The organism is Gemmiger formicilis (assembly GCF_018784445.1).
Classification (GTDB): domain Bacteria; phylum Bacillota; class Clostridia; order Oscillospirales; family Ruminococcaceae; genus Gemmiger.
In genome coordinates, this window is sequence record NZ_WQOH01000004.1 from 468,794 (window position 1) to 483,161 (window position 14,368).

At 47.5% G+C, this 14,368-nt stretch carries 15 protein-coding genes and 4 pseudogenes; 6 read left to right on the forward strand and 13 right to left on the reverse strand.

The annotated features are described in order from the left end of the window. Positions 1-7: 7 nt before the first annotated feature. Positions 8-3,079: a glycoside hydrolase family 2 TIM barrel-domain containing protein gene (locus tag GPK89_RS02320; RefSeq protein ID WP_215691402.1), complete on the reverse strand. Its 3,072-nt coding sequence runs from the start codon at positions 3,077-3,079 to the stop codon at positions 8-10. Positions 3,080-3,265: 186 nt separating this feature from the next. On the opposite strand from GPK89_RS02320, the gene GPK89_RS02325 reads away from it, so the two are divergent. From GPK89_RS02325 to GPK89_RS02340, 4 genes and pseudogenes are all read left to right on the forward strand, one after another. Further along, the gene (locus tag GPK89_RS02325) at positions 3,266-4,129 is read left to right on the forward strand and encodes a helix-turn-helix domain-containing protein (RefSeq protein ID WP_215691403.1); all 864 of its coding nucleotides are present in this window, start codon (positions 3,266-3,268) and stop codon (positions 4,127-4,129) included. A 35-nt stretch (positions 4,130-4,164) separates the two neighbouring features. Next, positions 4,165-4,383: a hypothetical protein gene (locus GPK89_RS02330; protein WP_215691404.1), complete on the forward strand. Its 219-nt coding sequence runs from the start codon at positions 4,165-4,167 to the stop codon at positions 4,381-4,383. 442 nt (positions 4,384-4,825) lie between these two features. Next, positions 4,826-6,154, forward strand: coding sequence for an MATE family efflux transporter (locus GPK89_RS02335; RefSeq protein WP_215691407.1), 1,329 nt, complete (start codon positions 4,826-4,828; stop codon positions 6,152-6,154). Between the two features lie 27 nt (positions 6,155-6,181). Then, positions 6,182-6,397: pseudogene (locus GPK89_RS02340) on the forward strand (alpha/beta hydrolase); the annotation flags it as partial. A 72-nt stretch (positions 6,398-6,469) separates the two neighbouring features. Here the strand turns inward: GPK89_RS02340 and GPK89_RS02345 are convergent. From GPK89_RS02345 to GPK89_RS02375, 7 genes and pseudogenes are all read right to left on the reverse strand, one after another. Further along, positions 6,470-6,781 carry a type II toxin-antitoxin system RelE/ParE family toxin gene (locus tag GPK89_RS02345; protein ID WP_215691409.1) on the reverse strand — a complete coding sequence of 104 codons (312 nt, stop codon included), beginning with the start codon at positions 6,779-6,781 and terminating at the stop codon, positions 6,470-6,472. After that, positions 6,771-7,031 (reverse strand): type II toxin-antitoxin system Phd/YefM family antitoxin, encoded by a 261-nt coding sequence (locus tag GPK89_RS02350; RefSeq protein ID WP_215691412.1) that lies wholly within the window; start codon positions 7,029-7,031, stop codon positions 6,771-6,773. The genes GPK89_RS02345 and GPK89_RS02350 overlap by 11 nt, the downstream gene beginning before the upstream one ends. Before the next feature lie 54 nt (positions 7,032-7,085). Then, positions 7,086-7,667 (reverse strand): annotated as a pseudogene (locus GPK89_RS02355) (hypothetical protein); the annotation flags it as partial. A 134-nt stretch (positions 7,668-7,801) separates the two neighbouring features. Beyond that, positions 7,802-8,011, reverse strand: a complete 210-nt coding sequence (locus tag GPK89_RS02360) for a DUF6462 family protein (protein WP_078785495.1) — start codon at positions 8,009-8,011, stop codon at positions 7,802-7,804. Positions 8,012-8,201: 190 nt separating this feature from the next. After that, entirely contained in the window at positions 8,202-8,528 is a 327-nt protein-coding gene (locus tag GPK89_RS02365; protein ID WP_215691418.1) for an HIRAN domain-containing protein, read from the reverse strand. Between the two features lie 34 nt (positions 8,529-8,562). Next, a complete protein-coding gene (locus GPK89_RS02370; protein WP_215691420.1) occupies positions 8,563-9,084 on the reverse strand; it encodes a hypothetical protein in 522 nt (173 codons plus the stop codon). 49 nt (positions 9,085-9,133) lie between these two features. After that, the gene (locus GPK89_RS02375) at positions 9,134-9,370 is read right to left on the reverse strand and encodes a hypothetical protein (protein WP_215691422.1); all 237 of its coding nucleotides are present in this window, start codon (positions 9,368-9,370) and stop codon (positions 9,134-9,136) included. Positions 9,371-10,081: 711 nt separating this feature from the next. On the opposite strand from GPK89_RS02375, the gene GPK89_RS02380 reads away from it, so the two are divergent. Further along, positions 10,082-10,720, forward strand: coding sequence for a DUF1847 domain-containing protein (locus GPK89_RS02380; RefSeq protein ID WP_008705300.1), 639 nt, complete (start codon positions 10,082-10,084; stop codon positions 10,718-10,720). 111 nt (positions 10,721-10,831) lie between these two features. Next, positions 10,832-11,005, forward strand: a pseudogene (locus GPK89_RS02385) (tyrosine-type recombinase/integrase); the annotation flags it as partial. 8 nt (positions 11,006-11,013) lie between these two features. Here GPK89_RS02385 and GPK89_RS02390 read toward each other — a convergent pair. The 5 genes and pseudogenes from GPK89_RS02390 to arsB all read right to left on the reverse strand — a co-directional run. After that, positions 11,014-11,913 (reverse strand): radical SAM mobile pair protein B, encoded by a 900-nt coding sequence (locus GPK89_RS02390; protein WP_215691423.1) that lies wholly within the window; start codon positions 11,911-11,913, stop codon positions 11,014-11,016. Next, entirely contained in the window at positions 11,865-12,590 is a 726-nt protein-coding gene (locus GPK89_RS02395) for a radical SAM mobile pair protein A (RefSeq protein WP_215691424.1), read from the reverse strand. The genes GPK89_RS02390 and GPK89_RS02395 overlap by 49 nt, the downstream gene beginning before the upstream one ends. Further along, positions 12,587-13,024, reverse strand: a complete 438-nt coding sequence (locus GPK89_RS02400; RefSeq protein ID WP_215691425.1) for a radical SAM mobile pair system MarR family transcriptional regulator — start codon at positions 13,022-13,024, stop codon at positions 12,587-12,589. Before GPK89_RS02400 ends, GPK89_RS02395 begins: the two co-directional genes overlap by 4 nt. Before the next feature lie 123 nt (positions 13,025-13,147). After that, complete coding sequence (locus GPK89_RS02405) at positions 13,148-13,558, reverse strand: arsenate reductase ArsC (protein ID WP_215691426.1); 411 nt, start codon at positions 13,556-13,558, stop codon at positions 13,148-13,150. Continuing rightward, positions 13,555-14,361 (reverse strand): annotated as a pseudogene (gene arsB / locus GPK89_RS02410) (ACR3 family arsenite efflux transporter); the annotation flags it as partial. The pseudogene arsB and the gene GPK89_RS02405, both read right to left, overlap by 4 nt. Between the last annotated feature and the right edge of the window lie 7 nt (positions 14,362-14,368).

The following is a 14,368-nucleotide window of genomic DNA, read 5'->3' on the forward strand; positions in this document are numbered from 1 at the left end:
GTAGGGGTTATGCTTTTTCAGGAATCAGACGGATGCTGAAATCGAAGGAAGCGTTGTTAAGGCGGTACTGCTCCGCCAGACGCGGCCCGCAGCTGGCAGAGCCGATGCCGTTCTGTGCATAGTCAAGGCAGAGAACGGTGCTGTCACAGGGATGCAGTTCATAGTTGTGCGCCTTTTCCGTCAACTCTTCCTGCGTGTAGTGCGAGGCGTTGAAGCAGAACGGCTTTGCACCGACAGCGGTAAGCTTGATGCCAGCGCCATCCAGCTGTACATAATCGCAATCATAGTGACTGCCGTTCTCCTGCGGGCGAATGTAGTCCTCGTGCTGCTGCCAGATGGTGGAACTGAAGTAGTCGTGGCTGGCAGCATGGTGCTTGTCGCAGTAGCTTTCCATCGGACCCATGCCGAAGTAACTGACGCGGGCCATTTCTTTTGGCAGGAACAGGCGCAGGCCAAAGCGCGGCAGTTCGGGGAATACCGTGTTGCGCTCAGCGTGCAGTGCCAGCGTTACTGCACCGCTGTTGGAAACCGTCCAGCTGACATCCAAATCAAGGAATTTCTGCAAGCTGATCGGTGCAATGCCGACTTTGGCGCGCAGAGTCACACCGCTGTCCGTCACCTGATACTCGGTGCGGTAGGCGTTGGTCATACAGTGGTCATAGCGGGCAGCCAGCCAATCCAGCTTCAGCTTGCGGTCATTGTCCGTAGGAGCACGCCAGATGTTGAACTCCATTTCCTTGTCCAACAGGACTGCATCCTCGTACTGCATCGCGGCGAACAGACCCGTCAGCTTATTAAAGTTGTAGGTGAAGTTCTTGCCGCGCAGCGTCAAATGGCGGTCCGTCTCCTGAACCGTGATTGTGCTGTTGGAAGGGGCATCACTCCACATAGCCAAGGTTTTCTGGTTGCGGCTGTCTTCGTTTTCCAGCAGGATTTCATCAAACCCCAGAAGATGATCTTCCGAACGCAAGGGCAGGTCTTTATCGCAATGGTAGAAGATTTTCAGGAAACACTTGCCTTTGTCGGGAATATGGACGGCCAACGGCAAGGCGTTTTCGCTGTGCGGCGGCAGGGTGAAACCGTCAGGGTAGGGGATGAAGCCGTTGTCGATGACCTCGCCGTCGCAGCTTACCTGATAGGTTAGTGCGGCATACTCGGTCAAATCAACAAAGTCCATGTAGTTGTGCAGCGTGAGCATACCGGATTCCCGGTCGTACTTCACAACACGCGCCGGGCGATAGACATTCTTGAACTCCAACAGCCCGGTGTGCGGGCGGCGGTCGGGGTAGACCAGACCGTCCATGCAGAAATTGCCGTCATGCGGCCACTCATTGTGGTCGCCGCCGTAATAATAGATGGCGCGGCCGTCGGGCATCTTCCCTTTATAAATACCGTGGTCGCACCATTCCCACAGGAAACCGCCGACCAAGCCGTCATGGCTCTGAATGAACTGGAAGTAATCCTCCAAATCGCCGGGGCCGTTGCCCATGCAGTGGCTGTACTCGCACATGATATAGGGTTTGTCCGGCTCGTTGTCCAGATATTCCTGAATGCTTTCGAGAGAAGGGTACATATTGCTGAACATATCAATGTTCGAGAAATCGTATTTACGGTTCTTGCTGCGATACTGGGCGCTCTCGTAGTGGGTCAGGCGGCGGGGGTCAAAACTCTTTGTCCATGCCAGCGCTTCTTCAAACGTGCAGCCGTAGGCGCTCTCGTTGCCCATCGACCAGATGATGACGCAGGGACGGTTCTTGTCGCGCTCCACGCAGCGGCGGGTGCGGTCTACGGTGGCCTCGGTGAACTCCGGGTTGTCTGCGATGGGCTTGTTCCAGTTTTCAACGTGGTTGGGCCAGCTTTCGTTGCCCTCGCAATAGTATTCGGACGCACCGTGGCTCTCGTTGTCGGCTTCATCAATGACAAAGAAGCCGTACTGGTCGCAGAGCTGATAGAAGTAAGGCACATCCGGGTAATGGCTGGTGCGGATGGCATTAAAGTTGTGCTTTTTAATCATGAGCAGGTCTTTTTTCGTCTGCTCAAAGCCAACAGCATATCCCGTGACGGGGTCGGATTCGTGGCGGTTTACACCGTGGAACTTGATGGACTGGCCGTTGACATAAATCTGGTTGTTGGCAACATGAACCTCGCGGATGCCCACACGGTCCGTAATAGTCTCGTTGGGCGTGTCCAACACAAGGGTATATAAGTAGGGCTGCTCTGCGTTCCAGAGTGTCGGGTCAACAATAGTGATTTCTGCATGATAGGGGAATGCCGCATCATCCGGTGCTTCCACGGGCGTTACGCTGCCGACCATCGTGCCGGCTGCATCGTAGAGGGTGATGCGGGTGGCAACGGCGGAATCGTAGTAACGCAGGCGGACAGCAACCTCTGCGGTGCTGCCGTGGATGTCGGTGGTGATGAAATAGTCCTCGATGCACTGTTCCGGTCGGTGCAGCAGGTAGACATCACGGAAAATGCCGTTCATGCGGAACATATCCTGATCTTCCATGTAACTGCCATCGCACCATTTCAGCACGAGGACCGCCAGATGGTTGGTGCCGTCCTGCAAAAACTTCGTTACATCGAACTCGCTTGTGGAATGGGCGACCTGACTGTACCCGACAAACTGACCGTTGAGCCAGACGTAGAAGCAGGAGGCAACGCCCTCAAAATTCAGAAATGCGCGCGGGGCAGCGGCATCCTTTTGGTAGGTGAAGTCGTAAAGGTAAGCGCCGCAGGGATTCTCTTTGGGAACATACGGCGGATCAGCGGGGAACGGATAGCGGATGTTGGTGTACTGGTGGTGGTCGTAGCCGTGGTTCTGCCACACGCTGGGGACCGGGATGCTGTCAAAAGCGGAGGCATCATAGCCGACCTCATAGAAAGCATCCTGCAAGTCATAAATACTGGCGTAGTACCGAAATTTCCAACTGCCGTTCAAAAGCTGGAAACGATCCGAGGTCTCGCGGTGCTCGACTAAGGCATCGCTGCGCCGGGATGCCGGAATGTAATAGGCACGATTCGGCATGGCACCCACATGCAGTGTGTGCGGGTCCTCGTAATAGTGCGGAATAATCATCCATTCTCCTCCTGTGATTTATACAGTTCTGCTTGCGTTTCGTCTGAAATTATTATACAATTTCTATATACAATAAAACATAAACGGTATTGCACTAAATATGCACAAAATCAATGGCTTTTTGTAAAGTGAAGGTAAAATGGACGAAGCACCTAGCAATATTCACAAAAACAGGAGGAGATTTTTGTGTACATTAACGCTGGATATCTGAACAATTCCCGTACAGATTTCAAAGACAACTCCACGCCGTTGGTGGTGGGCAGCTGTGGCACCTACCGGCTGAAAACGCGCCCCAAACTACCGACTTACTGGCAGAAAGGGCGCAGGGATTACCAGATTTTATATGTGGCAAACGGCAAGACGCATTTCTGGTTTGACGGCAAGGAAGAAATCGTCAGCGCAGGCCATATGGTGCTTTACAAGCCGGAAGAAATCCAAAAATATGTATATTATCTGGAAGATAACCCGGAAGTTTTCTGGATTCACTTCACAGGCAGCGATGTAAAGAACATACTGGAGTATCACGGAATTTCGCTCGATGAGCATGTGTTCTACTGCGGTGTGCTGCCGGATTACAAGGCGTTGTTCCGCAAAATCATTCAGGAGTTGCAGCTGTGCCGCTATGGGTACGAGGACTATATTGCATCGCTGTTCAACGATATTCTGCTGTTGGTGGACCGCCAACAGCATGAACAGAAAAAAACCACCGGCAACGTCCAAGAACAAATTGAACGCGCGGCGGCTTACTTCAACGAGAACTATAATACAAAGATCAGCATAGACGATTATGCGGAATCCCTGCACATCAGCACCAACTGGTTTATACACAATTTCAAACAGTACGCAGGTATGTCCCCGGCCCAGTACATCCTCTCCTTGCGCATGGTCAACGCCCAAAGCCTGTTGGAGCGGACGACCTACAACATCAAGGAAATTTCCGAAATCGTAGGGTATGAGAACCCGCTGTATTTCAGCAGGGTGTTTAAGAAAGAGATAGGAAAGTCACCGGCGCAGTATAGGAAAGAAATGATCCCTACTGAGGCAGTATAAGCGCGACAGATTATCTGCTAATGAATGAGAGTATTATGATGGATAAAATTTCGGATGTGACACGGCAAGACATCATTGACGTTATCCGCAATGGATTTGTAGTGTCTTTTGACGAGCCACAATATGATAGTATAAGTGGTAACTATATTGTCGGTTACAGAGGTAAAATATCCTATCATGGCCGACTGGACGAGCTTGGATTTTTGGAAAGACTGGCTGTACAAAAATCTGGTAGAAACGAGGGTGATTTATAATGGCGTACTTGCACAGTGATAGAGAGCAATTCCGGGATAAAGTAACACAAAAACAACAGACAGCCGCCACAATTCCGTAATGATTGATGCTTGACAGTCTCCTTCAAGTTCGCTATAATAATAAACGCAAAACTTTAGTGGACTTTTCCGGATTCGGTCATCTTTTTGCCACACAGCTATCTTGTGATAGTTGTGTGGCTTTTTTGTTGCCGGTATCTCGGAAGTATTAGCAGAATGGAGGACTATATCTGTATGGGGAAAAATTTTTTGTCTCTTATCAAGATGTGCCGTAGTGTACGGGCTTATAAATCGGAATCTGTCCCTTCCAAGGCTTTGGACGCTGTACTGGAAGCAGGGACTTATCCGGCCCAGGAAGCCGGTCAGCCCGCAGCACGCAAACAAAACTATATTGTTCGGACAATTTGTGGAGAAGAGGGAAAGCATGCAGACCAATAACAAAATGGCGGTTGCGCCCGTTGGAAAACTCATCTGGCAAATGTCGATACCGCCGCTGATTTCCATGTTTCTGCAATATTCCTATAATCTGATAGACAGCGCGTTTGTAGCGCGGCTGAGTGAAAATGCTTTGACGGCGGTTTCCCTGTCGTTTCCCATTACAACTTTGATGAATGCGACATCTATCTGGATCGGCGTTGGCGTGAATGTACTGATTGCAGGGTATCTTGGGGAGAAAAAGCAGGATGAGGCAAATACTACCGTCACACATGGATTGTTACTGGCCTTTGGAATTGGTGCTTTGCTCAATCTTCTGTCATTACTGATTATGAAACCCTACTTTGGGGCATTCACTAATAACGAAGAAATTTATCAGTTGAGTCTTGCCTATATGAGCGTATGTTCGTTCATGCAAATTCCCAACATGGTGCATATCGCAATCCAGAAGATGATACAGGCTACTGGGAACATGATTGCTCCTATGTGGTTTCAGATTGCAGGAGTGGTCGTTAATTTTGTATTTGACCCACTCCTAATTTTTGGTATTGGTGTTTTTCCAGCTATGGGAATCCGTGGCGCTGCGGTGGCTACTGTTGCGGGCTATTTGTTATCCATGATTTTGGCATTTGCCTTGCTGCTGGGCAAAAAGCAAAAAGTGCGGATAAAGATCAAAGAATTTCATATACAAAAGCGGATGATTGCCCGTATATTCGCCCTTGGCTTACCATCTTTCATTATGAATGCCCTCAGTTCGTTTATGGTGACATTCGTCAATCTGTTTCTGGTGGCGTATTCCGATACGGCGATTGCATTCTTCGGTGCGTATTTTAAGGTGCAGCAGCTGATCGTTATGACAGTAAACTGCTTGATTCAGGGCTGTTTGCCTATTATGCGGTTTAACTACGGTGCGGGAAACAGAGATAGGCTGCACTCCGCTTTCCGATACGGAACCGCTTTGGTCTCCGGTATGATGATACTGGGAACATTGACCGTCAACTTCTTTCCGGCGCAGCTTTTGGAATTATTTACAGCGTCGGAAGCCATGCGCTCCTTTGGAATATCCGCTATGCGAATCATGGCGGCAAGCTATCTGTTTTGCGGTCTCTCTACCATGATTTCCACCTATTTTCAGGCGACAGAAAAAGTAGGTTCCAGCATAGCGATTCAATTATGCAGACAACTGCTTTTCCTTGTTCCTGCCTTATGGTGTCTGAACAAATTATTCCAACTGAACGGAATCTGGCTTGCATTTCCTGTTGCGGAAACCGCCACTATGCTCATTGCTCTCATAATAATGGCATGGCATCGCCACTAAAATATCTTATAACATGTTCCAATGAGGAGAAATGATGAACGATACCATCCCCGCAGTCTGAACTCCAACGGTGGCTGGAACGTGACGTCCTCGCTGTCGTTCCTGAAGATGCCGATCTTGCAATACAGCAGCGAGATTCGCTCTGCCGTGCTGCTGGTACACGGAGAGAAAGCGCACTCCCGCTATTTCAGCGAGACGGCATACAGCAAGCCGACCGGCGATAACAAGGAATTGCTCATCATATTTTGATTTCGATAAAAGCCACCTCCCGTAAACAAAAGCGCCGCTATGCAATCTGCACAGCGGCGTTCTTCATTATAAATATTTCGTATAATTTTGTGTTCCGTGGAAGATTCTGTAAATTTCCACGGCATTTCTTGGCTCATCAATTTTGAAGAGAGCCACATATCTTCCAATCAAGAACTTCCTGTATTCTCTCTGCCGAAGCACCTCGTCGCGGGAGTACCCATAAATTGTAGGAGTCTCTTCCAAACGAAGCAGCACTTCACCAAAATCTTTTACAAACGAACGAATTGCCTGCTGAGAATCGAACTGTCTCTCAAAGTATCGCAAGATTTCTTGGTAATCATCCTCAGCTGCTGGCAGCAAAATGACATTATAACTCATACTTCTTGCTCGTTTCTTTTAGAATATCAGCAAGAGGTCGCCCCATTCCAGCTTCATGCTGTGCTTCAGCCGTTGCCAGCTTTGCGTATACCTCATTCATGATTTGTTGGTGCTCATAGGTTTCCATGCTCATGATAACCATATCGCCATAACCGTTTTTGGTTACAAAGATAGGTCCTGCTGTTTCATGACAGCGTTGGGAAATCGCGTTGGTGTTCTTTAAATCACGAATCGGAATAATTTCAGGCATAGTCTCAGCTCCTTTCGTGGCTCTATTGTACCACAAAAAAGCCGCGCCTGCAACTCACAATCCCATAATTTCTTTCACAATGCGGTCACAGCCTTTGATGGCTCCCACCAGCACCAGCAGGTTGAACGCTAGTTCCCCGACATAGGTCCAGACAGCCGTCACCACAGATGCGCCGGTATCCACCGCTGGAGGGCTGGACGAAATGGCGGAGAAAATAATGCAGGACAAGGCAATCACCACGCCCTGCAAACAGACCCCTGCATAGCTGCGGATGAAGTTTTTGCCCACGCTGCTGGTGGGTTCACCCGCAAAGGTAGACAGCGGTATCGGCGCAATGGCGGCGTACATCCACAGGCTGAACATTCTGCCGTAGACCGTCAGAATCATCGTGAACGACAGCACGGTTATGAGCAGCCCGCCGATCAGCGTAACTGCCCACAGCGGAATGGAATCCCAAAAGCCCACGTTGTTGATGGCATCGATCAACTCCTGCGGTAGCGATACGCTGCTCATGCCGGAGCTGCCCGATTGGGTGATGATGGTGGACACCATGCCCTGCACAATGGAAAACACTGCCAGCATCAATTCCAGCCCATAGGTCACCGCACCCTTGGCTACCCTTGCGGTGGAGTATAACGTTCAGTTCTTGACAAGAAACCTATAAATTTGCTACTATAACAACAACATCTCCCCCAGGCCTCTACGCACAGCGTATGCACACTTGGGGGAGTTTTGTTTGTTAATATTAGAGAGGCTGTGAAGTGAGAATTTTACGGAATACGGAACGATTCCAAATACCGTTCAAAAATCTCACAGTTGACTAAGGTCACCTTGTCAATTTTGTAAACAGCCTTAGCTTCTTTAGCGAGTGCAGTGAATTTTGTCAGACCCATGCTGTACTTTTCAGCACCTTCTTGGTAGCGAACGAATTTCTTGGCGTTCTGCTTTGTTTTATCAACGTCTTTACGCGAATAAGCCATAATAAACCTCTTTTCGTTTTAGCTTGCCCTGTTTTCTGTTCTGGGATCGTAATCTTGAAGTTTTATCTTTTTTGTGCATCAGCCTCACAATCTTTATAATATGGACATGTCACGCAGCAACCTCTGCAACACTTATACGAATCATTCGATACCCAGAGCCGGAAGCGGGCAATAATCTCATATAAAGCTATCATTCTCTGCATTGACCGCACATCTTTTCTTTCTCTGCAATCTTCACCTTGCAGACCACCGCATTGTCCAGTACATAGACAACTTTGGCCGTGGCGCTGTCTCCGATTTTGTCATACAACCGCCCGGCGCTGATGCAGTCGCCCAAAACCGTGTGCGGGCTGTTTGCCACATAACCCGCGCAGCCAAGCCCCGGTAGCTCTGCCTTGATTGCTTCGCTGTCATACTCATTGTCAGGCTCTTTGACCAGCTTTACCTTTTGCCCGACCTCAAAAGGCTTGCTGCCAAAATGGAACTTCAATCCGGTGATCGTAATAAATGCTTTCATAGGGAACCTCCTGTCATTTGCATAAACTGTTGTGTTACCAATCCAACTCATCCATAGCGTCATCTACGCCTGCTGCGTAGTCCGGGTCGCTGTCGTAGCGATCCTCATCGTAGTCGTCATCATCGTAGATGGCATCGTAGCCATCATCATAGGAATCATACGTCTTGTAGGATTTTTTACTGCTGGAGTAAGAACTGCTGTACGAAGATTTGGAGCTGTAAGAAGTGCTGCTCTTGGTGGAAGATTTGGACGGGCGATGTACCCAACAATAAGCCGAGTCTTTATCCGCTTCTCGCGTGCAGCCGTCCTTGATGCAGGTGTATTTACGCTTTGTGCTGGAGCTGCTGCTGGACGGTCTGGAGCCGCTACCGGAGACACTGGAATTGCTCTTCGTGGGTTTATGTACCCAGCAATAGGCGGAGCCCTTAGCCGCCTCTCTGTTGCAGCCGCTCTTGATGCAGGTATACTTGGCAGCGAATGCACCGGTACATAGGATGCAGGCGGTCAACGTAACGAACACTGCGCAAAGAATGTTTTTCCAAATAGTCTTTTTCATCGTAAAGTCCTTTCTGTCATGTACGATATTTTACCGGTGACGTTTTCCGTCAGAAATCATCACCGCCGAAATCATCCGAACCAAAGTCATCAGAATCAAGGTTGTCCGAATCGAAGTTGTCCTCATCGTTATCAAGTTCATCCATTTCGTCCACATCATTATCGAACTCATCCATCAGCGCTTTACGGCTTTCCTCTTCCTCTTGGATACGATCCATTGCCAGAGAATAGTGAATATATCCGTCAATGCCCTTACCATAGACGCCGAAATCCATATCCTTCAGCATAGTAGTTACCTCCGCTTTGTATTGGGGAAGGGAACCGCTCCCTTCGATACTTCTATTATAAATCATGGCTTGTCCTATAATTTGGACTTTAAACACATTGTACGAAATTATACAATTCTCTGCTTTGATACAAACAAGCGCTCTCTGCAAATTCGCCTCATCTTGAGGATTTGCAGAGAGCGCCTGTTAAATCTACTGTTTCATCACCCGATAATTTTCCTCTTTGGGTCTTCAAGTATTATGAATAAGGGATACAAAGGCAAACTGGGAGTTATCAATTTCCCATATCGATAATTTCTTAGTTTGATGTAAATCGCTGCTTTTTTAGTTTTTTATCAAATGAAGTACGTCCCGTCTATTTGGTGAAACGGTACATCTTTAGTTTTTTGATAAATGCTTGACTAAATCAAAAGATGATGGTCTATCAGAGAGACTGTTATATATCTTCAAGTTTAAAAAGATAATTTTCAATAATTTTTCAAAAATCGGAATCGACAATTCATGACAAATCACCCCTGAATCGGGGAACGTTTCTCATAGAAAAGAACTACAAAAAATAAGAAAATAAAAACGGAAAACCATTGTCTGTAGTATAAGTATTTGTTATTATGAAGTAAATAGAGGATATTTTACAAAGTAAAGCTTAATCTAGAGAATCTGCCAGTGGCAGGCCTCTGTAGATACCAAGGTATACAAAAGGAGAATGAAAAAATGAAAAAAGAAGACATGTCCTGTATCGACTGCGCAGTAAAAAACTGCAACAAAATGGATAAAACCTATCCGGATTTCTGTCTGACAACACACATGGATGAAGAAGTTCTAAATGAAGCTATGGAATGCTACAATGAAGACGAGAACCGCAAAGTAACAATCGCTGCAGCTGAAGTAGAGTATGAGAATTACTGCAAACATACCCGTGTCGAAGAAATCATGGATTTTGCAAAGAAGATTAATGCGAAAAAGATCGGGATCGCAACCTGTGTCGGATTGTTGAAAGAAAGCCGTATCCTGGCAGATATCCTGCGCAGACATGGCTTTGAGGTGTATGGTGTCGGCTGTAAAGCCGGAACACAGAAGAAGACATCGGTCGGCATCCCGGAATGCTGCGAAGGTGTCGGTGTGAATATGTGTAATCCGATCCTGCAGGCAAAGCTTCTGAACAAGGCGAAGACGGACCTGAATGTTGTGGTCGGACTTTGTGTGGGGCATGACAGTCTGTTTTACAAATATTCCGAGGCACTGACTACGACAGCAGTGACGAAAGACCGTGTATTGGGGCATAATCCGGTGGCGGCGCTTTATACTGCGGATAGTTATTATTCGAAGTTGAAGAAGAGTGAAGAAGAGTAATATTTCTAATTTGGGCGTTTAAAGATACATAAAGATATCCCATTCAAGCATTTCTCTTTTTATCCAACGAAAAAAAGAACACACAACACTCTGTATGTTCTCTTTCTGTAGTTACGTCACACTTACACCAGCAACCTGCTTTCCAATGGGGCTGCTCCGAAAGATGTACAGGAACTGTTAGGACACTCTGATGTCAGTACCACAATGAATATTTACGCTCACTCAACAAGAAAAGCAAAGCGAGATTCCGCAAGACTTCTTGATAAAGTAGCAAGCAATGCTTAAACTGAAAGTTAGCGATTTCTTTTTCCGGTATTCTCTGTCCCACGGATTTCCTCATGATAGAAATAATCTACGATCACTGGATGTCCCTGCGGGACTCTGCCATAAGGCATTTCATTATCCACAAAGGCACAATCATACTTCTTAGCCATTTTCTCAGCTTTTACTTCAAGTGCTTCAAAGTAGCTGCGGTTATGCTTGTTATAGATCTCGTCGTAAAGTGGTACAAGATCAGGATATTTTCCGGCGATATAATCCATAATCGTCTTTTTGAAACCGCCTCGAAGATTGAGATTTTCGAGCCAGAACAGATCGCACTGATCCTTTACCCGCTCAAAGATCGCTTCAAAGTCCGTGATACCGGGGAATACCGGGGATACGAAACAGACTGTACGGATACCTGCATCATATACCTGCTTCATAGCAGCGATACGGTGCTCAATGCTCGAAGCAGAATCCATATCGTTCTTGAAATTTTCATCCAGTGTGTTGATCGACCATGAAACGGTCACTCGTCCAAGCTTCTTCAACAGATCAATATCCCGTACCACAAGATCAGACTTTGTGCAGATCAAAATATCTGCGTCACTGCCGATCAGCTGCTCCAGAAGTTTTCTGGTATTCCCGAATTGCTCCTCCTGTGGATTGTAGCCATCCGTCACAGAACCGATGACCACACGCTGTCCGGCATATTTCTTCGGATTTTTAATTTCCGGCCAATGCTTCACATCAAGGAAAGTGCCCCATTCCTCTGTGTGTCTGGTAAAGCGCTTCATAAAAGAAGCATAGCAATACTTGCAGGCATGTGTACAGCCCACATAGGGATTGACCGAGTAACCGCCTACCGGCAGACTGGACTTGGTCATGATGTTCTTTGTTTCCACCTCACGAATGAGAATTTCATCTGCCATGATCTCTGTACCTCTAACACTTTATTGAATTCCTCCGGCATTTCCTGAATCATATTTTCATCCCCTATGATAGGGACAAGATCTTCCTTCATAAACATCGGAATGCCGAGCGCATGTGCCTGATCCGTCAGAGACCATGCCCACTCTGGCTCCGTATGAACCTTCCTGCTCTGAACCCCGGTCATGGTGCCGACAACGATCCAATTGATTCCAGAAAGGTCAACTGTGCCGGGATCGTCGAATAACGGCTCAAAGGTAACATGGTAGTGTTTTGCTCTGACGTTTTTCCGAAGGGCGTCGATACGCCACAGTTCTGCTTTCCTCGTCACCGTAACGCCAAACCATGCGTTTTCCAGATCGGTATCAAAATCCAGCAAATCAGGTCGCTTGGTAAGGAACAGGAACTGATGCTGTGGATTTTCACGGATCTTTGCAAATACCTCGTCTCTCCATTCCGGCTTCCATCCGGAGAGATCGCTCATCCCGGTAAGAAGAAAGTTCTGCGGACGTTTCTTTTCCATCATCTTGAGCTTGCCCGGAAAGAATTCAGGGTCAGCGAAGTCATCAATCATATGCCAGCGTTTCACGTTGTTGCGGGCATAGCAATATGTACACCCCACTGTGCAGCCGATGACGATATTCATGTTCTGAATCTGATCTTTGATACAAATACTCATGAATTCTGCCACTCCTCAAGATTCTTTCTGATGCGGTCGAGGCATTCCTCAAACCGGGTAATTTCATCCTCTGAAAAACCTTTGTAGTAAATACTGCCCATCTCATCAGATACAGAATCGTACTCGCCCTTTAAGGCATGTGCTTTCTCAGTCAGAAACAGGAGTGTTTTTCTTTTGTCCGTTTCAGACTGAACACGGCTTATCAGCCCTTGATTTTCCATTCTTTCCAGCATCGTAGTAAGAGATGTTATCGCTAATCCGCATTTAGTCGAGAGTGACCTGATTGAGATACCATCCTCCTGCCACAGCACATAAAGAATACGTCCCTGGGCTCCATTAAACGCATCAATATTCTTTCCACTGAGAATTTTCTCGAAAATCCGGTCTCCAAGCTGTTTTATTTTGGTGACAAGAAATCCTCCATTCATTTCCATACAAAAGCTCCTATATAGTAGTTTATTAAAAACATACTATATAGGAGCTTTATTGTCAAGAGTTTATATGTCTTAATAGCTAAATTCCGTTTTTTCAATTCTCCAAACTGGAATTGATTGTTTTTAGGCCTCTATATTCTTTCCCAGACGTTGCTTTAGCTCCATGATTCGCACTCGAATCTCGTCAATAACCTTCTCAAACTCCTCGTCGCTTTTTCCTGTTGGGTCTTCCAGTTCCCAGTTATCGTCAAAGGGTCTGCCAATAAAAGGACATCCCACATTGCAGCCCATGGAGATGGCGATATCCGGTTCGGGAATATCCGAAATCAGCTTGGAATACTGCGTCTGCTCCATGTCGATGCCATAAATCGCCTTCATTAGCCGCACGGCATCCTGATTGATCTGTGGCCTGGTTTCCGTCCCTGCGGAATAGCTTTCAAACACATCGGATGCAAGAGCTTTCCCCAATGCCTCTGCAATCTGGCTGCGGCAGGAGTTGTGGACGCAGATAAATGCAACCTTTGGCTTTGTCATGCGGGGAACCTGCCTTTCGTTTTGTTTGCGATTTTTACAAGGAACAGCATCACCGGCACTTCGGTCAACACGCCAACCGTTGTGGCAAGTGCGGCAGGAGAGGTTGTTCCGAACAGGGCAATGGCTACTGCAACCGCCAATTCAAAGAAGTTGGATGCGCCGATCATTCCGGCAGGTGCTGCAATGCGGTGCGGCAGCTTGAGCAGCCGACAGGCACCATAAGCAATGCCGAAAATCAGGAAGGTCTGCAAAATCAGTGGCACGGCAATCAGCACGATATGCAGGGGATTATCCAGAATGACCTGCCCCTGAAAGGCGAAGATCAGTACCAGCGTCAGCAGAAGTCCAACCGTCGTAATGCCGTCAAATTTCTTGACAAAGGTATTCTCAAAATACTCTTTTCCCTTTTTCTGGGTCACAAAATACCGGGTCAGCATACCACCTGAAAGGGGAATGACCACGAACAGCACCACCGACAAAATTAGCGTATCCCACGGCACGGACACATTAGAAACGCCCAGCAGGAACTTCACGATAGGGACGAATGCTACGAGGATAATCAGGTCGTTGGTGGCCACCTGCACCACCGTGTACGCCGGGTCGCCCTTTGTCAGAGCGCTCCACACAAAGACCATCGCCGTGCATGGCGCAGCGCCAAGCAGCACCGCTCCGGCGAGGTATTCCGTCGCAAGCTCCGGTGTAATAAACGCCTTAAACACCACAAAGAAGAACAGACTTGCCATGCCATACATGGTGAAAGGCTTGATGAGCCAGTTGACGATCCAGGTGACGAACAGACCTTTCTGTCAA